Annotated in this window: 17 protein-coding genes and 2 riboswitches; all 17 genes read right to left on the reverse strand. The window is 39.5% G+C overall.

Features of this window, described 5'->3' with window-relative positions; genetic code table 11:
- Positions 1–48: 48 nt before the first annotated feature.
- Positions 49–3,132, reverse strand: coding sequence for a vitamin B12 dependent-methionine synthase activation domain-containing protein (locus tag HCO57_RS05925; RefSeq protein WP_167988270.1), 3,084 nt, complete (start codon positions 3,130–3,132; stop codon positions 49–51).
- Positions 3,133–3,165: 33 nt separating this feature from the next.
- Complete coding sequence (locus HCO57_RS05930; RefSeq protein WP_167988271.1) at positions 3,166–4,167, reverse strand: homocysteine S-methyltransferase family protein; 1,002 nt, start codon at positions 4,165–4,167, stop codon at positions 3,166–3,168.
- A 128-nt stretch (positions 4,168–4,295) separates the two neighbouring features.
- A riboswitch (SAM riboswitch) is annotated at positions 4,296–4,405 on the reverse strand.
- Between the two features lie 128 nt (positions 4,406–4,533).
- Positions 4,534–5,595, reverse strand: coding sequence for an NAD(P)/FAD-dependent oxidoreductase (locus HCO57_RS05935; RefSeq protein ID WP_167988272.1), 1,062 nt, complete (start codon positions 5,593–5,595; stop codon positions 4,534–4,536).
- Positions 5,596–5,694: 99 nt separating this feature from the next.
- Positions 5,695–6,273, reverse strand: coding sequence for a bifunctional precorrin-2 dehydrogenase/sirohydrochlorin ferrochelatase (locus tag HCO57_RS05940; RefSeq protein WP_167988273.1), 579 nt, complete (start codon positions 6,271–6,273; stop codon positions 5,695–5,697).
- The gene (gene cobA / locus HCO57_RS05945; RefSeq protein ID WP_167988274.1) at positions 6,273–7,082 is read right to left on the reverse strand and encodes a uroporphyrinogen-III C-methyltransferase; all 810 of its coding nucleotides are present in this window, start codon (positions 7,080–7,082) and stop codon (positions 6,273–6,275) included. The genes HCO57_RS05940 and cobA overlap by 1 nt, the downstream gene beginning before the upstream one ends.
- Before the next feature lie 3 nt (positions 7,083–7,085).
- Positions 7,086–9,176, reverse strand: coding sequence for a HEPN domain-containing protein (locus tag HCO57_RS05950; RefSeq protein WP_167988275.1), 2,091 nt, complete (start codon positions 9,174–9,176; stop codon positions 7,086–7,088).
- Positions 9,177–9,376: 200 nt separating this feature from the next.
- Positions 9,377–10,624: a sulfate adenylyltransferase subunit 1 gene (locus HCO57_RS05955; protein ID WP_167988276.1), complete on the reverse strand. Its 1,248-nt coding sequence runs from the start codon at positions 10,622–10,624 to the stop codon at positions 9,377–9,379.
- 82 nt (positions 10,625–10,706) lie between these two features.
- Complete coding sequence (gene cysD / locus HCO57_RS05960; protein ID WP_245167546.1) at positions 10,707–11,663, reverse strand: sulfate adenylyltransferase subunit CysD; 957 nt, start codon at positions 11,661–11,663, stop codon at positions 10,707–10,709.
- A 44-nt stretch (positions 11,664–11,707) separates the two neighbouring features.
- Entirely contained in the window at positions 11,708–12,325 is a 618-nt protein-coding gene (locus tag HCO57_RS05965; RefSeq protein WP_136949570.1) for a phosphoadenosine phosphosulfate reductase family protein, read from the reverse strand.
- Between the two features lie 6 nt (positions 12,326–12,331).
- Positions 12,332–12,598: a DUF2061 domain-containing protein gene (locus HCO57_RS05970; protein WP_010519084.1), complete on the reverse strand. Its 267-nt coding sequence runs from the start codon at positions 12,596–12,598 to the stop codon at positions 12,332–12,334.
- A 158-nt stretch (positions 12,599–12,756) separates the two neighbouring features.
- Positions 12,757–13,164, reverse strand: a complete 408-nt coding sequence (locus HCO57_RS05975; RefSeq protein WP_010519083.1) for an RrF2 family transcriptional regulator — start codon at positions 13,162–13,164, stop codon at positions 12,757–12,759.
- A gap of 22 nt (positions 13,165–13,186) precedes the next feature.
- A complete protein-coding gene (locus HCO57_RS05980; RefSeq protein WP_167988277.1) occupies positions 13,187–14,350 on the reverse strand; it encodes a trans-sulfuration enzyme family protein in 1,164 nt (387 codons plus the stop codon).
- Between the two features lie 22 nt (positions 14,351–14,372).
- Positions 14,373–17,759, reverse strand: coding sequence for a bifunctional aspartate kinase/homoserine dehydrogenase I (gene thrA, locus HCO57_RS05985; RefSeq protein WP_167988278.1), 3,387 nt, complete (start codon positions 17,757–17,759; stop codon positions 14,373–14,375).
- Positions 17,760–17,801: 42 nt separating this feature from the next.
- Positions 17,802–19,079, reverse strand: coding sequence for an O-acetylhomoserine aminocarboxypropyltransferase/cysteine synthase family protein (locus tag HCO57_RS05990; RefSeq protein WP_010519080.1), 1,278 nt, complete (start codon positions 19,077–19,079; stop codon positions 17,802–17,804).
- A 107-nt stretch (positions 19,080–19,186) separates the two neighbouring features.
- Positions 19,187–19,307, reverse strand: a riboswitch (SAM riboswitch).
- Positions 19,308–19,456: 149 nt separating this feature from the next.
- A complete protein-coding gene (locus HCO57_RS05995; protein WP_209066049.1) occupies positions 19,457–19,996 on the reverse strand; it encodes a DinB family protein in 540 nt (179 codons plus the stop codon).
- An 81-nt stretch (positions 19,997–20,077) separates the two neighbouring features.
- The gene (locus tag HCO57_RS06000; RefSeq protein ID WP_167988670.1) at positions 20,078–20,695 is read right to left on the reverse strand and encodes a class I SAM-dependent methyltransferase; all 618 of its coding nucleotides are present in this window, start codon (positions 20,693–20,695) and stop codon (positions 20,078–20,080) included.
- A 152-nt stretch (positions 20,696–20,847) separates the two neighbouring features.
- On the reverse strand, positions 20,848–22,101 hold the full coding sequence (gene metK / locus HCO57_RS06005) for a methionine adenosyltransferase (protein WP_167988279.1): 1,254 nt from the start codon (positions 22,099–22,101) through the stop codon (positions 20,848–20,850).
- Positions 22,102–22,172 lie beyond the last annotated feature (71 nt).

Genomic DNA, 22,172 nt, shown 5'->3' on the forward strand with positions numbered 1-22,172 from the left:
GTTAGTTTTCAAACTTTTATCGCTTTAATCAATATTACCCTTGGCGGGTTAAGGAGCTTCTGCAATATTAGGGGCCAACCATCTTTCTGCAATTTCCTTTTCTATACCTTTTCGATTGGCAAAATCGTGCACTTGATCTTCTTTTATCTTTCCTAACCCAAAGTATTTTGCCTCTGGATGCGCAAAATAATAGCCACTTACACTGGCTGCAGGCCACATGGCCAAACTATCTGTTAATTCCACACCAATAGTTTCTTTTACCTGCATCAATTCCCATATGGTTAGCTTCTCTAAATGATCTGGACAGGCAGGGTAACCCGGTGCAGGGCGTATACCACGATAACTTTCTTTGATTAGTTCCGTATTGTCTAAATTCTCGGCTTTGGCGTAACCCCAATAATTGGTACGCACCTCTTTGTGTAAATATTCTGCAAATGCCTCTGCCAAACGGTCTGCTAACGCCTTGACCATTATACTAGAATAGTCATCATGTGCAGCCTCATACCTTTCTGCTAATTCTTTGGTACCAAAACCTGCCGAAACACAGAAACAGCCAATATAATCTTGCAACCCACTTTCTTTTGGTGCAATAAAATCTGCTAACGCGATATTTGGCACTCCCTCTCGTTTTTTGGTTTGCTGCCTTAGCGTTCTAAAAACAGTGGTTTCATTACCTGGCAGGCCCAATTCAATGTCATCATCGTTTATCTGATTGGCAGGAAACAATCCAAAAGTGGCTTTTCCCTTTAGCAATTCTTGTTCTACTATTTCTACGAGCATTTTCTGCGCATCTGAAAACAATTCTTTTGCTTGTGCACCAACCACTTTATCTTCTAAAATGTCAGGATATTTACCATGTAAATCCCAACTTCTAAAAAACGGTGTCCAGTCTATAAAGTCTATCAGCTCTCGCAAATCAAAATCTTCTAAAACCGTAGTTCCTAAAACCATTGGTTTTACAATGTCTTCCGGCTTAAAATCGATTTTTAATTTATTAGCTCTAGCCTGTTCCAAAGTCAGATATTCTTTATGCTTGGAACGATTCAAAAACTTTTTCCTAAAGCTCTCGTAATCTAGCTTTACCGACTTTTTATAACTATCTGAAGATTCTTTTTGAAGTAAATCGCCCACAACGGTTACCGCTCTAGATGCATCATTTACATGCACAACGGCATGTTTATACACCGGGTCTATTTTAACCGCGGTGTGTGCTTTACTGGTAGTTGCTCCACCTATCAATAAGGGTACATTAAAGTTTTGGCGCTCCATTTCTTTAGCCAAGAAAACCATCTCATCCAAAGAAGGCGTAATTAATCCGCTAAGACCAATAACATCTACCTGTTCTTCTATAGCACGGTTTATAATTACCTCTGGTGGCACCATCACTCCTAAATCTACAATCTCATAATTGTTACAAGCCAATACCACTGATACGATATTTTTACCAATATCGTGCACATCGCCTTTTACCGTAGCCATTAAAATCTTACCAGCCGGAGCCCCCCCCGCCCCCTGTGGGGGAGCTTTTAACTTGGTTAAAATTTTATCTAATACATTATCAATTCCCGATAACACTTCATTGTTGGTAAAGCGTATTACTTTATAGCCTTGCTCCTCTAGCCAACTCGTCCTTTCTGCATCAGTTTTTTTGTTTTCTGACAACTGATGATGCAATCCATCTACCTCAACTATTAAATTTTGTTTTAAGCAGATAAAATCTGCTATAAATTCACCAATAATATGTTGTCGTCTAAATTTAAAACCATCCAAATTTTTATTACTCAACGCATTCCACAGCAAGGCTTCTGCTTCGGTTGGTTTATTACGCATTTTCTTAGCGTATTCTTTTAAAGCACCATACAAAACAGGATTTGCAGTTTTCCAGTGCGACTCCCCCTTTGGGGGTTGGGGGGCTTTTTTTGATTCTTCTATATAAGGCTCTAAATAGGCAACCGCTTTTTTCATTACGCGAGCAGATTTTACTACCTGCGGCAAGAACATTTTACCGCTTCCGAAAAAGTCGCCCACCACATTCATACCGGTCATTAAATTGCCTTCAATAACGTGCAATGGTTTTGCTGCCTGTTGTCTGGCCTCTTCTACATCTTCAATTATATATTGGTCAATACCTTTTACCAAGGCTCTGGTAATACGGTCTTGCAATGGCTCTTCTCGCCACGATAAATCTACCGTGCTTTCTTTGGTTTTTCCTTGAAAGGTTTCTGCAAACTCCAATAACCGCTCTGTAGCATCATCCCTTCTATCTAAAATCACATCCTCAACGTGTTCTAAAAGGTCTTTAGGGATATCATCATAAACCTCTAACATAGTTGGGTTTACAATACCTATATTCATCCCTGCCTTGATAGCATGGTACAAAAACACAGAATGCATAGCTTCCCTAACGGGATTATTACCCCTAAACGAGAAGGAAACGTTACTTACCCCACCGCTTACACTACAATACGGCAAGTTTTGGCGCACCCAACGGGTAGCCTCGATAAAATCGATTGCGTTTTTTCGGTGTTCTTCCATTCCCGTGGCTACAGGAAAAATATTTAAATCGAAAATGATGTCTTCTGGAGCAAATTTTACTTTATCTACCAAAATTCGGTACGAACGTTCTGCTATTTCTATTCGTCTTTCATACGTATCTGCCTGCCCAACCTCATCAAATGCCATGACAATCACGGCCGCACCGTATCTCTTAATCAATTTGGCGTGGTGTATAAACTCTGCCTCCCCTTCTTTTAAGCTAATGGAATTGACGACACATTTACCTTGCACCACTTGCAAACCGGCCTCGATAATTTCCCATTTAGAACTATCTATCATTATAGGCACACGGGCAATATCTGGCTCGGCGATTATTAAATTCAGGTACTTTACCATGGCAGCCTTACCATCAATAAGACCGTCATCCATGTTAATATCTATAATTTGAGCGCCTCCTTCTACTTGATGTCTGGCAACATCCAAAGCTTCTTCGAACTTTTCTTCTTTTATTAAACGCAAAAAACGCTTAGAACCAGCCACATTGGTACGCTCCCCTACATTTATAAAGTTACTTTCTGGGGTTATGACCAAGGGTTCTAGGCCTGATAATCGTAGTACACGTCGATTCTTACTCATTCTTCGTTGTTCCTTTTCGAACTTGTTCTTGGATTAAATGCTAGCAAAAGCAATTGGTCTAGGTTTATAATCTTTCACCAAATCAGCAATAGCCTTTATATGCTCCGGTGTTGTTCCACAGCATCCACCCACAATATTCACTAAGTTTTTATCTAAATATTCTTTTATTTGTGCGGCCATTTCTTCTGGCGTTTCATCATACTCACCAAAAGCATTAGGTAAACCAGCATTAGGGTGTGCAGAGGTAAAAAACTCGGACTTTGCTGAAATTACCTCTAAATGGGGCGTTAATTGCTTAGCACCCAAAGCACAATTAAAACCTACGCTTAGTATGGGTAAATGCGAAATTGAAATCAAAAATGCTTCTGCAGTTTGTCCAGATAAGGTTCTACCAGAAGCATCTGTAATAGTACCGCTGACCATGATGGGTACTTCTATGTTGCGCTCTTCTTTTACCTCTTCTATGGCAAAAAGCGCGGCTTTTGCATTTAGGGTATCAAATATGGTTTCTACCAAAAGTAAATCGGCACCACCATCTAACAATGCCTCTACTTGTTGTTTGTATGCCACGCGCAACTCATCAAAAGAAATAGCTCTAAATCCAGGGTCGTTAACATCTGGGCTCATACTGGCCGTTTTGTTGGTTGGACCAATACTACCAGCCACAAACCTTGGCTTTTGTGGCTCTTTGGCAGTAAATTCTTCCGCAACACGCTTGGCTATTTTGGCCGACTCGTAATTAAGTTCGTACACCAAATCTTGCATACCGTAATCTTCCATAGCAATGGTAGTGCCGGAAAAAGTATTGGTTTCTACTATATCCGCACCAGCTGCAAAATACTTTGCATGCACCGTAGCAATGGCTTCGGGTTGGGTTATGGATAATAAATCGTTATTGCCTTGTAAAGGACTTGGCCAGTCTTTAAAACGTTCTCCCCTAAAATCCTCTTCGGTAAACTTATAGCGTTGTAACATGGTACCCATGGCACCATCCAAAACTAATATGCGCTCCTTTAAAACTTCTTCAATCTTCATAACTACAAATGTCACCAATATTGGCGACGTATTATTTTAGTAGGTTAGCAAAGTTACAAGGGTACACAAAAGACTGTTGTTTTTGTTATCCTTCTTCATTAATGCTTTAACGATTTTCAACAGAGTTGAATCTATCTAAATATGAAGTAGAATGTAGCACCTTCATTGCTTATACTAGTTAAAGCAAGGGTTGCTAAGGTTTCAGCGGGTCTAGTCCCTCCACCTTTCTTGATAACCTACATTATTTTTAATGAACTGCGTGCAAAGAAAAGGCCCTTACGGATTAAATACAAAAAAACCGTTTCTTTTATCACAAAAAAGCCTCCCTTGGTAAGGAGGCTCGCTAACTCAAACTCATCTAAGATTTTAGACGATACTTTGCACCACCTCTTTTTTGGCTTCTTTCTTGGATCCATCAAATCCTTCTACCCCGCCAACCGTGGTATACTTCATTACAAATCGTTTATCCGGATTTATAATTTGATAGGCATATTGACACATTACCGCTGCTTCATGAAAGCCCGATAAGATTAGTTTTAGTTTACCTTCGTACGTATTTACATCACCAATAGCAAACACGCCCGGTATATTGGTCTGGTAATCTTTGGCATTGTTCACTTTAATAGCGTTCTTTTCTATCTCTAAGCCCCAGCTACCTATAGGCCCTAATTTAGGAGACAGACCAAACAACGGAATAAAATAATCGGTTTCTACATACTTGGGCTCCACAACTTCTTCTGTGGATTTTATAACCACCGCTTCTAAAGTATCTGCACCATGCAATTCTTTTACCTCTGCCTTGGTGTGCAACTTAATTTTACCAACCTGCGCTAATTCTCTCGCTTTCTCAACGGAGTCTAAAGCGCCACGGAATTCGTTTCTACGGTGTACCAAATGTACCTCTGAGGCTACATCTGCCAAGAAAATAGACCAATCTAGGGCAGAATCTCCGCCACCAGCAATTACCACTTTTTTATCGCGATACACTTCTGGGTCTTTTATCATGTATTCCACACCTTTGGTTTCATAGATATCCAAATTAGGAATTTGCGGCTTTCTTGGCTCAAAAGAACCCAAACCACCAGCAATTACCACCACTGGCGCATGGTGTTGTGTTCCTAAGTTAGTAGTAACAATAAAAGAACCGTCTTCTTGCTTGTCTAAAGTCTCTGCACGTTCCCCTAAGGTAAATCCTGGCTCAAAAGGTTTTATTTGCTCCATTAAGCGATCTACCAAATCACCTGCTAAAATTTCTGGATAAGCAGGAATATCATAAATAGGTTTTTTAGGATAAATCTCCGAACATTGCCCACCCGGTTGTGGCAATGCATCTATAATATGGCATTTGAGTTTTAACAATCCTGCTTCAAAAACAGTGAACAATCCTGTTGGTCCTGCACCAATAATAAGTATATCCGTCTTTATCATGTTATCTACTTTTGTGTTTCCGCTAGCGCGGGAATTTCAATCTATTTTAATTTTCTTTTTCTAATTCTTTTTCTTTTACCGCCATTACGTACGGCCTTTTTATTTTTTATTGACCAGCTTCTCTGTAATCTGATTCATCTGGTCTACTTTCTCTTCAAAATCACCCTTAATGGTTTTTCTATACTCATTTAGGTTCTTTACCATTTGGTCTATGTCTTCTGGAATTACCTCCTCAAAAAACTGACGTAAGCGTTTTGCGGTGGTAGGTGACTTACCGTTAGTAGAAATAGCAACTTTTACATTCCCTTTGGTAACAATACCGCCCATGTAGAAATCGCACAATGGTGGGTTGTCCGCTACATTCACCATTTTACTCTGCGCCCTGCAATCATTATACACCTGTATATTCACTTCAGGTACATCTGTAGTCGCTACTACCATGTGTTTACCTTCCAAATATTTAGGATGATAAACATCGGTTATCATGGTTACATTAAATGCATTGGCCAATTCAGTAGTGGCTTCTCTAAACATTGGAGACACCATGGTTACTTTTGCATCTGGACTAGACTTGGTTAAAAAATGCAACTTTTCTTCGGCTACAAATCCACCACCAATAATAAGCACTTCTAACTGCGAAGTTTTTAGAAAAATGGGATAAAGGTTATTGCGTTCCATTAGGCTTGTACGTTTTGTTCTTGTTGTACTGCTAAGATACGCTCTCTGTGCGCCACCACATCACCTATAATAATGATTGCAGGATTGGACAGCTGCTGCTCCTTTGCCTTGGACTCTATGGAAGCAACAGTGCCAATACCTATTTTTTCATCTTTTCTGGTCCCATTTTGTATAATGGCAACTGGAGTTTCTGATTTACCTTCTTGTTGAAATAAAGCCATGATTTCGCCCAATTTGCTCATGCCCATTAAAATTACCACTGTTGCAGATGATTTTGCCGCTAGTGCTACATCTTTGGACAATTTATGCTCCTTGGTTGTACCCGTAATTACCCAAAAACTTTCTGCCGCGCCTCTTTTAGTTACTGGAATATTTTGATAGGCAGGAACGGATACCGAGGAAGAAATACCGGGCACCATAGCCACCTCTAAACCAAAGGCAGCCGCATATTCCATCTCTTCGGCTCCACGACCAAATACAAATGGGTCGCCACCTTTAAGACGTACTACGTGCTTTCCTTCTTGGCCACGTTGTACGATTAGCTCATTTATTTGTTCTTGCTGATAGCTGTAACAACCTTTGCGTTTCCCTACAAAAATTTGTTCTGCTTGCGGGGCGTACTCCAATAAATCAGGGTTCACTAGGGCATCAAACAGAACTACGTCCGCACTTTTTAAGGCTTTTATACCTTTAAGTGTAAAGAGGTCTGCGTCTCCTGGTCCGGCCCCTACCACAGTAAGCCTACCAGCGGTCCCAAATGGCCCTGAAAATGGAGTAGTGTTTGCTGTATGATTGTTACTATGGTTCATTTTTTAGGCTTCTTGTAATTCTAGATTTCTAAATGCTTCTAGTTTGGCCAATACTTTCTTGGCATCTTCTAAATAACTTTTAGCAAATGTTTCAGTAGGTTCGTTTTGATTTAATTGTAACACCAAATCACTGAAACCACCTTCAAAATCTATTCTATTAGTTGCAACAAACAATGCATCAAAATCTTTAATGATACTGTTGTGGGTATTCACCTTGGTCTTTTCTGATGTCAATAAGGCCTTTGCGGAATTTACCATAGACTGATAGCTATAATAAATACTAGCCGCCCACTTACCTTGCTCTAGTGCTTCTGTAGCATTATCAATTTTTTCTTGGCTTTCAAAGAATAGCGTAGCTACCAAATCCACGATAACCCCTGCACATTCCCCTACACCAATCTCTTTTTTATATTTTTCTGTATTTCCCCAGTCTATAAAATCTTCTGCGGTAAGGTTATCTACATCTGTTAACTCTTTAAGAAAGTCGTAGAAGTACAGCTGACCTTTTTCCGCATAATAGGCATCAAAAGATTTACCTTGTCCGTTAGCTTCATAATCATCTAAGATTAAGCGTAATGCCTGCGGCCCTCTTTTAGACGGTACTTTGACCACTTTATCTGCAAACGTTCCGTTACCATTACCGTGGTTGCCACCACCTAGCAATACCTGTAATGCCGGTGCCACTAATTTATCCTTGGTACGCACACTCATCCCCTGAAAGCCAATGTGTGCCATATTGTGTTGCCCACAGGCATTCATACATCCACTAATTTTAATTACCACATCTGGATTATTGATGTACGATGGGTATTCTGCTTTAATTACACGTTCTAGTTCTGCTGCAATCCCGGTACTACTGGCAATACCCAAATTACACGTATCCGTACCTGGGCAAGCCGTAATGTCCAAAGCTTTGTTATACCCTGCTTCCACAAAACCAAGTTTTTCTAACTCTTGATAGAAGTAAGGAACCAGCTCCTCCTTAACATAAGGAATTAAGATGTTTTGACGTAGCGATAAGCGTAACTCACCCGCTGCATATTCTTTTACGAGATGCGCTAATTGTCTTGCTTTGTCCGTATAGAAATCGCCCAATAAAACTTTTATACCAATAGCAACATAGCCGTCTTGCTTTTGTGGAATTACGTTAGTGCTTTTCCACAACTCGTAGGCTAAAGTTTCTTTAATTTCTACCGTCGGAATTTTTGGCTGCGCGATGTTTACCTTTGGGTATGACTCAGCATCAATAGGGTAGGTTTGGTGTGGTACCGCTGTTTTTTCTTGCTCTAGTAATTCTTTAAAAGCATCTAAACCGATGTCTTTCAGCAAAAACTTCATTCTTGCCTTGGCCCTACTCTTACGCTCCCCGTATCTATCGAAAACGCGAATAACCTGTTCCATTAAAGGAATTATTTGGTCTGATGGCAAAAAGCTATACAATTCATCTGCATGCCTTGGTTGGGAACCCAAACCGCCGGCCAACATCACTTTGAAACCTTTAACACCATTCTCTATTTTGGCTATGAAACCTAAATCGTGCATGTAAGACAAGCCCGTATCTGCATCCGAAGCGGAAAAAGAAACTTTGAACTTACGCCCCATTTCTTGCCCAATAGGGTTTCTTAGAAAATACTGAAAAACAGCATGTGCATATGGCGAAACATCAAAAGGTTCTTCTAAATCTATGCCAGCAGTTTCACTAGCGGTTACATTACGCACGGTATTACCACAAGCCTCCCTAAGGGTAACATCATCTTTTTCTAACTGTGCCCACAATTCTGGAGTACGCTCCAAATCCACATAATGAATTTGAATGTCTTGTCTTGTGGTAATATGTAAACGGCCTGTAGAAAACTCGTCCGAAACATCACAGATACGTAGCAATTGGTTAGTAGTAACCTTGCCGTAAGGGAGTTTTATACGAATCATCTGCACGCCAGGCTGTCTTTGACCATATACCCCACGGGCCAATCTAAGACTACGGAAGCGCTCCTCGTCTACCTTACCTTCCTTAAATTGGCGAATCTTTTTCTCCAATTCAATGATATCCTTTTCTACTACTGGATTTTCTATTTCGGTTCTAAAACTTTGCATTGCTACACCCCGACCTCCCTCAAGGGAAGGAGCACTTTACGGTAATTTTAAATTAAACTTTTACTATCCTCTTTAAACCTCTCTCTAAAGAGCGGAAAACTCACTTGAGGAAGTGGTATTTTAAATAATTTATATTTCCTATAGATTTTATAGGTTATTGGTCTAAAAAATTCTGGAACCTTACGCCCCAGAACTTTCTTTTATTCTATAAAGCCAACACCAGCTGTGGCGTTAGACTGTGCATCTATCAATATAAAAGAACCGTTGGTTCTATGATCTTTAAATGCATCGTAAAAGATAGGCTTGTTCAATTTAAAGCTCACTTTTGCAATATCATTCATGCCCAAACTAGTTGCTTCCTCATCTATGCCCGTATAGTCTGGTTTAATTTTATGATGAATGGCATCTACTTTAGCCAACACCTTATTAACCCCGTGCTGTACCACATATTTTTTACCTGGAGTAAGTTGGTCAGAATCCATCCAAGATACCGTTGCGGTAAATTGCTTTTCTATCTGAGGCAAATCATCTGCCTTAACCAACATATCTCCTCTACTCACATTAATCTCATCTTCTAACGTAATGGTTACCGAAGACCTTCTAGAAGCCGTTTGGAACTTTTTATCGTGAAAATAAATTTCCTTGATTTTAGAACGCGTTTGCGATGGCAAAGCGACCACCTCATCCCCTACACTTAATTCACCACCGTACACTTTACCGGCAAAACCGCGAAAATCATGATAATCGTCTGTTTTAGGACGAATTACATATTGCACTGGAAAACGAGGCGTACCCGTATTGTAGATATCTTTTAAATCTAATTCTTCTAAATGCTGTAGCAATGTTTGCCCTTGGTACCAAGGCATTGCATCAGATTTGTTAACCACGTTATCTCCTTTTAATGCACTTACCGGAATAAAAGTGATGTTCTGGTCTTGGTAATCGCGCTTCGCCATTAATTCCTCAAAATCCGCTTTGATTGCATTAAAGGTATCCTCTGAATAATCTACCAAGTCCATTTTATTGATAGCTACGATGACATCCTTAATACGAAGCATGTTATTGATGAAAAAGTGTCTGTAGGTTTGCTCAATAACCCCTTTACGTGCATCAATTAAAATAATTGCCGCCTGCGAAGTAGAAGCACCGGTAACCATGTTCCGAGTATATTCTACGTGCCCTGGAGTATCTGCTATAATGTAACTCTTGGTTGGTGTAGAAAAATATATGTGAGCAACATCTATAGTGATACCTTGCTCACGCTCTGCCACCAGACCGTCTGTTGCCAAAGAAAAATCTAAATAGTCATAACCACGTTGCTTACTGGTTTTTTCTATGGCTTCTAATTTATCTGTAGTCAAAGATTTTGTATCGTATAGCAAACGTCCTATCAAGGTACTTTTGCCATCGTCTACACTCCCTGCTGTTGCTAATTTTAAAACTTTCAATTTCGTTTCTCGTTGTTAGTTCATAGTTGTTGGTGGTATTCGTAAAAATGTAGCAACGAACAACCAACGGCCATCAACTAGATTAAAAATATCCTTGTTGTTTACGTTTCTCCATGGCTGCCTCAGAACGCTTATCATCTATACGGGCACCACGCTCAGAAATAGAGGATTCTCGAATTTCTGCCACTACTTTTGCTATAGTATCCGCGTTAGATTCTACCGCAGCGGTACAAGACATATCTCCTACCGTTCTAAAGCGTACGGTACGTTCTTCTACCATCTCATCTTCTGCTCTAAACACAACATCATCTTCTGCGGACCAGATGAGCCCATCTCTCAAGAAAATTTTGCGTTGGTGCGCAAAATAGATGGAGGGTATTTCTATTTGCTCTCTTTCTATATAGCTCCACACGTCTAGCTCTGTCCAGTTACTTATAGGAAAAACACGTACGTTTTGACCCAATTCTATTTGGCCATTCAACATATCGAACAATTCTGGACGTTGGTTCTTTTCATCCCATTGCCCAAAATCATCTCGCACAGAAAAAATACGCTCTTTAGCTCGTGCTTTTTCTTCGTCTCTACGAGCACCACCAATACACGCATCAAACTTAAACTCTTCAATAGCATCTAATAAAGTAGTGGTCTGCAGCATGTTTCTACTAGCATATTTACCCGTTTCTTCCTTTACTTTTCCTTGGTCTATGGAATCTTGTACGTTACGCACAATTAATTCCAAGCCCAATTCTTCTACCAACCTATCTCTAAATTCAATCGTTTCGGGAAAGTTATGCCCCGTATCTATGTGCATTAATGGGAACGGAATTTTTGCTGGCCAAAACGCCTTTTGCGCCAAGCGTACTAGCGTTATAGAGTCTTTACCTCCGGAGAATAACAGCACTGGTTTCTCAAACTGTGCTGCCACTTCCCTTATAATATAGATAGCTTCGTTTTCCAATGCATTCGCCACATCTCCTGTTGCGCCCAATACTTGCGAATCCGTTGCCGAAAATTCTTTTGTTACTGTGTCCAAGGTCATATATTTATTTAACCAACCTAGTTGGTGTTCTTTCTGTTCATTTATTAGGTATGCAACCCACACTCACGGTTTTCTAACACCTTTGTAGGATCAAAATACTTATGTTCGTTCGGTAAATTGTGTTGTTTTAAATAAGCATCTAATTGAGCATCGCTATAGTTATAAAAAGGACTCACTTTTAGAACCCCATCTTTGCTCAAACTTAAAATATCTAAAGAATCCCTAAGTGCGGTTTGCCCCTTTCTTAAGTTGGTAAACCACACGTCTGGTTTATGCTCTGCCATTGCCCTTTGAAAAGGTTCTAGTTTTACTTGCTCCGTAAATAATTTATGTTTTGGGTCATCTATTTGCGGAATACCCATAACGGCATCTCTATGTGCCACGGTTTGTTTAGGCACATATAATTTTACGTTCAACTTTAAACGCTCAATTAATTCTTCTGCGTGCTTGTATGTGTTAGGTGTGTTATAACCTGTGTCGCACCAAATTACAGGAATATTAGGAGCCACGTCTGTTACAGCGTGTAATATGGCTACCTCATATGGTCTAAAATTGGTGGTTAATACAGGTTTGTCTCCGTGCTGCAATGCCCACGCTATGATTTCTTGTGGCGGAATACCTTTTAATTGCGCATTCCATTTTGGTAATTGATCTTCTGACATAGCTTACTATTTTTTACCCCAACTTATGCTGTTCCAAATACGTTCGTGAAAAAAGTATAGTACCATTTTGGTTACCAACTCTATTAAACCAATAGAAAAGGCTAAAGTTAACGTACCGGTAACTATCCAAGAAATAATTACCGTATCTATGGTACCTACAATACGCCAGCTTATACTTTTAGCGATACTGCGCTTTGGACTCTCCGCATTTTTGTCCTTAGCATAGGTGCTTTTCTCTTTTTTGGAATCCACAACAAGTTGATCTGCAATCATAATCTTATTATCCTATCTATTTACTAGAGAATACAAACATAGGGTAATTTTTTAAACCAAAATGCAGAATAGAGTTAAATTTCACGTTTACTCTACTATTTTAGTAGATTATTAAAATTTTGGTGCTATTTTTAAGAAAATTTAAGGCGAAATCTACCTTATAGCAAGTCTGCCAAGGTGTTATTTCTGTAAACGTCCAAAGCACTATCCCTAACTTGAAGCATTAATTTATGTACGGAACAAGTAGCTTCATCTGGGCAATCATCACAAGATTCATAAAAATTTAAGCTTACACAGGGCACCATGGCAATAGGTCCTTCCAAGACCCGCATAACGGTAGTCATAGGTATGTCTTTGGGCTCTTTTATGAGATAATAGCCCCCGCCTTTTCCTTTTTTAGAACCCAAAAATCCATTACGCCTTAAAGACAATAGAATACTTTCTAAAAACTTTTGGGAAATATTCTCTTCTTTAGCAATTTCTGCAATTTGCACCGGGGTTTTACCCTCTTGTTGTGCCAGATAGGCCAACGCCTTTAATCCGTATTTGGTTTTCTTGGACAGCATAACACGAATATAGTGAAAATGCTTATCCCAATGCTTGGCTTATATCAGCAATAATATCATCTATATGTTCCAAACCTACAGACACCCTTACCGTACCTTCTGTTATACCTGCTTCTAACCGCTGCTCTGGCGTTAATTTACTATGCGTGGTAGAAGCCGGATGTGTTACAATACTACGGGCATCGCCTAAATTGGCAGATAACGACAATAATTTAATGGAATCAAAGAATTTTCTGCCTGCTTCCAATCCGCCCTTAACTTCAAAAGCTACCACACAACCACCAGCTTTCATTTGCTTAAGTGCCACTTCATACTTTGGGTGCGATTTTAAAAAAGGATATTTAACCCAATTAATCTTGGGGTGTGCTTCTAAATATTCTGCAAGCTTTAGGGCATTCTCGCAATGCCTATCTACACGTACCGCCAAGGTTTCTAAACTTTTGGAAAGCACCCAAGCATTAAAGGGCGAAAGTGCCGGCCCCGTAATCCTAGAAAAACGATACACCTTATCCACTAAATCTGCCTTACCTACGGTAATTCCGCCCAAAACCCTTCCTTGACCATCTATTAATTTAGTAGCCGAATGAATGACCAAATCGGCCCCAAATTTCATGGGCTGCTGTAAATAGGGTGAAGCAAAACAGTTGTCTATAATCAATATTAGATTATGTTTTTTAGCTATTGTTCCAAGCACTTCCAAATCCACAATATCCACCCCAGGGTTGGTAGGTGATTCGGCATACAATATTTTAGTTTTTTCTGTGATAAGGCTTTCAATTTGGTCTACCTCATGAACACCAAAATAACTGGTTTCTATGTTCCATTTGGGTAAGAACGAATTGAATAAATTAAGTGTAGAACCAAAAATACTTTTGGAGGCAACAATGTGGTCGCCGCTTTCTAACAAAGCCGCAAACGTGGAAAAAACCGCAGCCATACCAGAGGCAAATGCAAAACCAGCCTCAGCACCTTCCATCTCACAAATCTTTGCCACAAATTCATTGTTATTAGGATTACTGTAGCGCGAATAAATGTTTCTATCCTTTTCTTCGGCAAAAGAAGCACGCATATCTTCAGCATCACCAAAAACAAAACTAGAGGTAACATACATGGGCACGGAATGCTCTAGGTATTGCGACCGTTCCAGTTGATTTCTTATTGCATTGGTTTCAAACTTATTCTCCATTCTCCTTTTCTTTTAAAAAAAACTAGCCTTTCTCTGCTATGCGCAAAATATCTCCAAATACGCCACGTGCGGTTACCGCAGCACCCGCGCCGGCACCTTGTATGGTAATTGGGTTCTCACCATATGATTCCGTATAAATTTCAATAATGGAATCCGAACCACTTATTTGTCCTAAAGCACTTGACTTTGGCACAGAAATTAATTTTACTTCTAACACTCCTTTATCTTGTTGCAAATCGCCATGCAAATCGCCCACATAACGTAAAACATGGTCTGCATCTTGGTTTTCTTTTACCGCTTTAAATTCGGCATCCAGTTCCGTAACACGTTCCAAAAAGGTATCCTGGTCTACATTCCTCAATTGCTCTGGAATTAAATTCTTGATTTTTATATCAGAAAACTCATTCTCTAACTCTAGTTCGCGAGCCAATATCAACAACTTTCTACCTACATCGTTCCCAGATAAATCTTCTCTAGGGTCTGGCTCCGTGTATCCTTTTTCTTTTGCTTCTAATACTACTTTAGAAAAAGGCACATCTTCTACAGAAAACGTATTAAATATATAACTTAAAGAACCTGAGAACACCCCTTTTATGCGGGTAATATTCTCTCCTGATAAATGCAACAATTTAATGGTGTCTATCAAAGGTAAGCCTGCCCCCACGTTTGTCTCGTACAAATACTGTTTGCGGTTGGCATTCAACTCCTTTCTAACATCCTTATAAAACTGATAATCAAGCGTATTGGCTATTTTATTGGACGATACCAAGTCGAACCCGCCCTTAATAAGTTTAGTGTAGTGTTTCACAAATTCTGCATTCGCTGTGTTATCCACTGCGATTAAGTTTTCTAAATGATTTTCTTGTGCAAACTTTATAAGCGTGTCTAAATTATAGGTTTCTCCTTGCCCTAAGAGGTTCTGCTTCCATTGGGCACCAACACCTTTTCTATTTAACAGCACTTTTTTAGAATTGGCAATAGCAAAAATATTTACCTCTATCCCCTTTCTATCTACAATGCTTTCTTTAGAAGCCAAAATTTGGTCTATAAGTGTGCCACCTACCGTACCTACTCCAAAAATGGCAAGGTTAATTCGCTTTGCGATACCAAAAATTTGCCCATGCATAACGTTGGCGGCTTTGTGTAAATCTTGTTTATGGAACACCAAACTGATGTTTTTACCAGACACAGTATTGTTGAATAAAATAGGCACCACCTTATTCTTTATCAGCGCATTAAACGGTTCGTGAAAAGAGCTCAAATCTTGCCCCACCACAGAAATTACCACTACCTCTTTATTTACCGAAATACTGTTAACGTCTTTAGAACCAAAATCATTTGCAAATTCATCTTCTAGCGCTTTTTTGGCGTCCAAAGCGCGCTTGGCATTTACCACCAAACCAATACCTCTTTCTGATGAACCTTGAGATATAATACCTACACTTATATTTCTGCGGCCCAAGGCATTAAAAATACGCGCATCTACACCCGCTTTACCTAACAAACCACGACCTTCTAGGTTAATCAATGCCATATTTTCCATCACACTCAAAGAGGTAATACCTTGTTTGCCACCATCGGCACTAATCAATGTACCGTTAGATTTTGGATTGAACGTATTTAAAATACGTAAGGGAATATTCTTTTCTAAAAGCGGAATTATGGTCTTTGCATGTAGAATATTAGCCCCAAAATTGGCTAGCTCATTTGCCTCTGCAAATGAAAGTGAATCTATGATTTTGGCATCTGTAACCACATCTGGGTTTGCGGTAAAAATTCCGTCTACATGTGTATAATTCAGTAATTCCTTTGCATCTAAAAAATTGGCGAATAGAGATGCGGTGTAGTTACTACCATTTCTACCTAAAGTAGTAGTTTCCCCTTTTTCATTAGAGGCAATAAAGCCCGTAATAATTGGCACTGCATCTGGTTCTAATTGGGCAAATTTTTCAACCACTTTGATCTTGGACAAACCTTCGTCTACCTTTGCTTCTCCAAAAGCATTATCTGTTTTTATGAGCTGGCGCGAATCTATAAATACCGCGTTAATACCCTTTTCCTTTAACAATCGGCTCACCAATTGCCCTGAAATAAGCTCGCCAAAAGACAATACCTCATCTTTGGTTTTGGCACTATAATCGCCCAAAAGGGCAACACCATTTAATTTGCTTTCCAATACCGAAAGTTCTTGACTCATATCTACTTGGGCCAAACCTGCCTGTTGGTAAAGGGCAAAACTTTGTAGATCTACGCTATAATCCCCTCCGGAAGCGGCTTTTTCTAACATACGCTCCAAGGTGTCCGTAGCTTTTTCTCTAGCAGAAAGTACAACCGCCAAACGTTCGCCAGCCGCAACCCTTTGGGTTAGTATGTCCAGAACCGCATTTAAACCTTTACCGTTGGCCAAAGAACGACCACCAAATTTTAAAACCTTTAATCCAGATTGAACGCGTTGCTGCTCAAATACTGGGCGTATTAAATTTTCTAATTGTTTAAATTCTATTAAAAATGCATCATGCCCGTGCAACGATTGTACCTCTCCATAGGTAACATTGCTACTACTTTGAGCCAATCTTTTGTACGTTTCCTTGTTTTCTTCAGCGGTAAAAAACAAATCAGAATTTACCCCAATGATGTGTATGCGTATGTTGCTTTCTTCAATCTTGGTAAAAACGGCTTCACCATTGCGAGTTATATCAATAGTCTTGAGTAGTTGGTTCATCAACTTATATGCTGATAGTTGAAAGCGTTCTTGCAACTTTTTACCGTGGTGCATTAACCAACTTTCTACATTGAACACATTGAGCTCCTCATTGGTACTTCTTTTAAAGCGTTCTTTAAAAGACTCTGGTGTACGGTAACACAGCATGGCATGCATACGAGCGTCATGCACTGGATTCTTTGAATTGACCAAAAACTGTTCTTGAATCTGGCAATTGGCAATTAACCAATCCGTAGATTTCCAATCGGATGCCACCGGTATTAAATTATCGGCAATATCAGGTTTTAACGCAATCATTTCCCATGCAATGCCACCACCCAAAGAACCACCTACCAGAGCATGTAAGTGGTTTACCTTAAGTAATTCTAATCCTTTTAGAAAAATACGTGCCATGTCGCCAGCCACAAAATCTTTATAGTTTTCTATGACAAAGCCATCAAACCCGTTACCCGGAATGTTAAATGCCAGCACGGTATAAATTTGGGTATCTATACATTTTCCTTCTCCAATAATTTCTGACCACCAGCCGTCTTCTCCTGTAACATTTGAGTTACCCGTCAACGCATGATTCACCATCACAATTGGGGCCGTGTGCAATTCTTTACCAAAAAGCTGATAAGACAATTGAATGTCTTGCGTAGCACCACTCAGGGTCTTGAAATTTTCTATCTTAAATTGATGTAACATGTATGCGATTAAATTACTTAGGGCAAACCCTCTTAAACTGTATTATTTTACGGCCGCGAATGCCTGTTCTAAATCGGACTTTAAATCTGCTATATCTTCTAAACCAACAGACAAGCGAATCAAATCTTGTGTAACCCCGGCACTTTCTTGCTGCTCCACACTCAATTGCTGGTGTGTGGTACTCGCTGGGTGTATAATTAAAGATTTGGTATCACCAATATTGGCCAATAAAGAGAAGACCTTGGTTGCGTCTGTTAATTGTTTTGCTGCTTCAAAACCACCTTTGACCCCAAAAGTAACAATACCACTTTGCCCTTTAGGCAAATATTCTTGTGCAAGGCTATTGTACTTACTACTCTTTAAACCTGGATAATTTACCCAAGCTACTTCTTCTCTACCTTCTAACCATTCTGCCAATGCCAAGGCGTTTTCACTATGCTGTTTTATACGTACCGGCAAGGTTTCTAATCCTTGGATAATCTGGAAAGCGTTAAAAGGACTCAATGCCCCACCAAAATCACGAAGGCCTTCTAAAATTAATTTAAACGTAAATGCTGCCGCGCCCAAGGCCTCATGGTACACCAAACCATGGTAACCTGCAGAAGGCTCTGTAAATTCTGGGAATTTACCATTGCTCCAATCAAACGTTCCTGCATCTATTATAGCACCACCTAGAGAATTACCTTGACCACCAATATATTTGGTCAACGAGTGTATTACCAAATTGGCACCATGTTCAATAGGATTCAGTAAGCCCGGTGTTGCTACCGTATTATCTACAATAAAAGGAACCTGCGCTGCTTTTGCCTGTTTAGAAATCCCTTTTAAATCTAACACATCTAATTTTGGATTTCCTAAGGATTCTACAAAAAACGCACGGGTATTTTCTTGTACTGCTTTGCCAAAATTCTCCGGGTCTGCGGCATCTACAAACGTAGTGGTAATACCTAATCTTGGCAAGGTTACATTTAGCAAATTATAGGTGCCGCCATACAAACTACTAGAAGCCACAATATGGTCTCCTGCTTTTAATAAAGTTAGTAAACCGGTAGAAATGGCAGCGGTACCCGATGCAAAAACCACAGCACCTACGCCACCTTCAATAGCAGCTAAACGCTCTTGTAAAATTTGATTGGTAGGGTTATTTAAGCGGGTATAGATAAATCCAAGTTCTGCCAAAGAAAATAGATTGGCCGCGTGGTCTGTATTATTAAATACATAAGAGGTAGATTGGTAAATGGGAACAGCTCTGGTACCGCCTGTTTGTGTGGTATCATGGCCTGCATGTAATACGTTGGTTGCAAATTGTGAATTACTCATGTTTCTGTTTTTATCGACTATTAAAAATTGAATACTAAAAGCCAACGACATGTTTGTCGTAAACAGGTATAAAAAAGTTATAAGAAGATAGATGAGAAATTCTCTGTGTGTTATCCTTCCCATAAGGGTAGAATGTAGCACCTTCTTGATGCACCAACAGTTGTTGGTAACGCTCAAGGGTTGCTAAGGCTTCAAAGGGTCTATTCCCTCCACCTTTCTTGATAACTATTCAATACGTGTGTGAACTTTACAGGACAAATATAAAGGCAGAAAATTTAGAATTCCTAATGTTTTACCTTTTTTTAAAGGATTACTACTTTTCTATTGAATTTGTAACAGTTGTTTTAATGTACGCTAACCACCCGTCTTTATATGAATTATTGATACAGCACATACCGTGGCGGTGTAATTCCGTTTAATCTTAAATAGACTATCATTTGAGCTCGGTGATGCGTAATATGGTCTGCCAAAAGCAAACAGATTTGCCTTTTGGTCCTATCCAAACCAAAATAATCCTGTCGATTTTCCAATTCATCAACATCTATCTGTTTTAACAATGCAATTGCCTCTTTAAATGTAGCATTTACTATTGCAATCATTTCTTTCTTTGACTTACCCGCTTCTTTATATACTGTATCTTCTTGCCAAGTTGGGGTTTTTATGCCTCCAATCAAAGTTTTGGAATGCCAGTTTAAGGCGAAGCCGATATGCAATAGATTTTGTGCAAAACTCAAGGATTCTTCTGAAGCCCTATACTGGTACTTTTCCGCTGGCATAAGCTCTGCCACTTGCTCCACGTATTTTTGTGAATTCTCTAACCGTTCTATAAAGTCAGATACAAACACAGATTCCTGTGCGTTAATTGGAGTTAAAATTAATAACACAAAAAATACAAACACGCAGTACGGAGTTTTCATATCCTCATATTTCCCTTAAACATAAACAATTATAGCCATAAACAGAATTCTTGGAAGCATGTAAATCTCAATTTGGTTATTTTAATTACATTGATATAAGGTAGTGATTATAACGCCCCCATTTGTAGCATCTTGGATGGCTAGCAACTGCTTTTTTGCTATTGGCTTAAAGTTAAACGGTGCTGCTTCTAGAATTACACCGCTATTTTTTCTAAAGCGAATGTTTCTACCCGAAATGATATCTAAATTAGGCTTAAATTCACCTTCTGGGAGGTGTTCTGTTAGTATTAGATATTTGTACCGATACAACTTCGGCACTATACTTTCAATCTCTGTATTGGATAAATGTTGCAGTACTTGCCTAACAATAGCACAATCTGCATTTGGCAGTTCCTCTTCTGCCAAATTTAAACACTTAAAATACACGCTATCCGTGCTATGCTTTTCTTGGTTGAATTGAATGAGTGCCGGAACAATATCTACACCAATATATTCTGAAACAAAGGGAATCAGCTGCTTGCCTATATTGAAATCTCCACAACCTAAATCGCATACCCTGATAGAGTTTGTAAAACTGCTTAAAAACTGAGATACCGCAGAAATATAGGGTGTAACAAATTCAGTACGATGAGAACCATGACCCGAATAATATGGACTGCTACCTGTACCCCAAAAACCTAATTCATAAATTTGTGCCATAGCGTCCTTGGTAGGCCAAGGCTGCTTTTTTTTCTTCTGATGTTGCAACGAATTCTTTTTGTATTCCAAAATACAAACTAAGAAATTACGTATAAAAAAACCGCTAAATACTTAGCGGTTTTTCAATTAAAAGTTAAATCTATACGATTCTTTTAGATATCAAAAGCGGCTTTTACCGCATCTACCTGATCTAATTTTTCCCAAGTAAACAACTCTACCTCTTTTTCTATTCTACCGTTGTAAGGAGACTCATAAACCTTGGTTACGGTTTGTGGGGTTTTCCCCATATGCCCGTAAGCGGCGGTCTCTAAATAGATAGGGTTACGTAGTTTTAGCCGTTCTTCAATAGCAAACGGACGCATATCAAACAATTCTGCTACCTTCTTAGCTATGGCGCCATCAGATAAATCAACTTTTGCGGTACTATAAGTATCTACAAAAATGGAGGTAGGCTCTACTACACCAATAGCGTAACTCACCTGTACCAAAATCTCATCTGCGACCCCTGCAGCCACTAAATTTTTGGCAGCATGTCTTGCCGCGTATGCGGCACTACGGTCTACCTTACTCGGGTCTTTACCACTAAAGGCACCACCTCCATGCGCTCCTTTGCCACCATAGGTATCTACTATAATCTTACGACCTGTAAGACCAGCGTCTCCGTGCGGACCTCCTATTACAAACTTGCCGGTAGGGTTTATATGATACGTTATACCATTAGTAAACAATGCTTGCACATAGGCTGGTAATTGTTCCTTTACACGCGGAATCAAGATTTCAATAATGTCCTTTTTGATTTTAGCCAACATAGCATCGTCCTCGTCAAAAGCATCGTGCTGGGTAGAAACCACAATTGTATCTATACGCTGCGGTACGTTTTCATCAGAATACTCTATGGTAACCTGTGCCTTTGCATCTGGGCGCAGATAGGATATTTCTTTGCCTTCTCTCCTTAAATCTGCCAATACCTGCAAAATTTTATGAGAAATATCCAAAGCCAAAGGCATGTAATTTTCGGTCTCCTTAGTAGCGTAACCAAACATCATCCCTTGGTCTCCTGCACCCTGTTCTTCTTTAGTAGCACGGTCTACACCTTGGTTAATATCTTGGCTTTGCTCATGTATTAAAGAAATTACGCCACAAGAATCGCCACTAAACTGGTATTCCCCTTTGGTGTAACCTATTTTGTTAATTACCTCTCTAGCTATGGTTTGCACATCTAAATAGGTATCGCTCTTTACTTCACCGGCCAATACCACTTGGCCCGTAGTTACCAAGGTCTCACATGCAACCTTACTTTCTGGGTCAAACGCCAAAAAGTTGTCTAACAAGGCATCGCTAATCTGGTCTGCTATTTTATCTGGATGTCCTTCGCTAACGGACTCCGAAGTAAATAAATAGGGCATTCATTTCAATTTTATGGATAGATTTGACGAAACACCCCAAAGAAGTTAACACCACTTTTTAGCATTTTTTT

The organism is Croceivirga sp. JEA036 (assembly GCF_011882165.1).
Taxonomy (GTDB): Bacteria; Bacteroidota; Bacteroidia; order Flavobacteriales; family Flavobacteriaceae; genus Croceivirga.

What these genes read in the sequence shown, in the direction of transcription:
- HCO57_RS05995 (WP_209066049.1), bottom strand. Translation starts at nt 19,996, where the DNA reads ATGAAAACTCCGTACTGCGTGTTTGTATTTTTTGTGTTATTAATTTTA.
- cysD (WP_245167546.1), bottom strand. Translation starts at nt 11,663, where the DNA reads ATGACCTTGGACACAGTAACAAAAGAATTTTCGGCAACGGATTCGCAA.
- HCO57_RS05990 (WP_010519080.1), bottom strand. Translation starts at nt 19,079, where the DNA reads ATGAGTAATTCACAATTTGCAACCAACGTATTACATGCAGGCCATGAT.
- cobA (WP_167988274.1), bottom strand. Translation starts at nt 7,082, where the DNA reads ATGAACCATAGTAACAATCATACAGCAAACACTACTCCATTTTCAGGG.
- thrA (WP_167988278.1), bottom strand. Translation starts at nt 17,759, where the DNA reads ATGTTACATCAATTTAAGATAGAAAATTTCAAGACCCTGAGTGGTGCT.
- HCO57_RS05950 (WP_167988275.1), bottom strand. Translation starts at nt 9,176, where the DNA reads ATGCAAAGTTTTAGAACCGAAATAGAAAATCCAGTAGTAGAAAAGGAT.
- HCO57_RS05925 (WP_167988270.1), bottom strand. Translation starts at nt 3,132, where the DNA reads ATGAGTAAGAATCGACGTGTACTACGATTATCAGGCCTAGAACCCTTG.
- HCO57_RS05930 (WP_167988271.1), bottom strand. Translation starts at nt 4,167, where the DNA reads ATGAAGATTGAAGAAGTTTTAAAGGAGCGCATATTAGTTTTGGATGGT.
- HCO57_RS06000 (WP_167988670.1), bottom strand. Translation starts at nt 20,695, where the DNA reads ATGGCACAAATTTATGAATTAGGTTTTTGGGGTACAGGTAGCAGTCCA.
- HCO57_RS05965 (WP_136949570.1), bottom strand. Translation starts at nt 12,325, where the DNA reads ATGTCAGAAGATCAATTACCAAAATGGAATGCGCAATTAAAAGGTATT.
- HCO57_RS05970 (WP_010519084.1), bottom strand. Translation starts at nt 12,598, where the DNA reads ATGATTGCAGATCAACTTGTTGTGGATTCCAAAAAAGAGAAAAGCACC.
- HCO57_RS05980 (WP_167988277.1), bottom strand. Translation starts at nt 14,350, where the DNA reads ATGGAGAATAAGTTTGAAACCAATGCAATAAGAAATCAACTGGAACGG.
- metK (WP_167988279.1), bottom strand. Translation starts at nt 22,101, where the DNA reads ATGCCCTATTTATTTACTTCGGAGTCCGTTAGCGAAGGACATCCAGAT.
- HCO57_RS05975 (WP_010519083.1), bottom strand. Translation starts at nt 13,164, where the DNA reads ATGCTGTCCAAGAAAACCAAATACGGATTAAAGGCGTTGGCCTATCTG.
- HCO57_RS05940 (WP_167988273.1), bottom strand. Translation starts at nt 6,273, where the DNA reads ATGGAACGCAATAACCTTTATCCCATTTTTCTAAAAACTTCGCAGTTA.
- HCO57_RS05935 (WP_167988272.1), bottom strand. Translation starts at nt 5,595, where the DNA reads ATGATAAAGACGGATATACTTATTATTGGTGCAGGACCAACAGGATTG.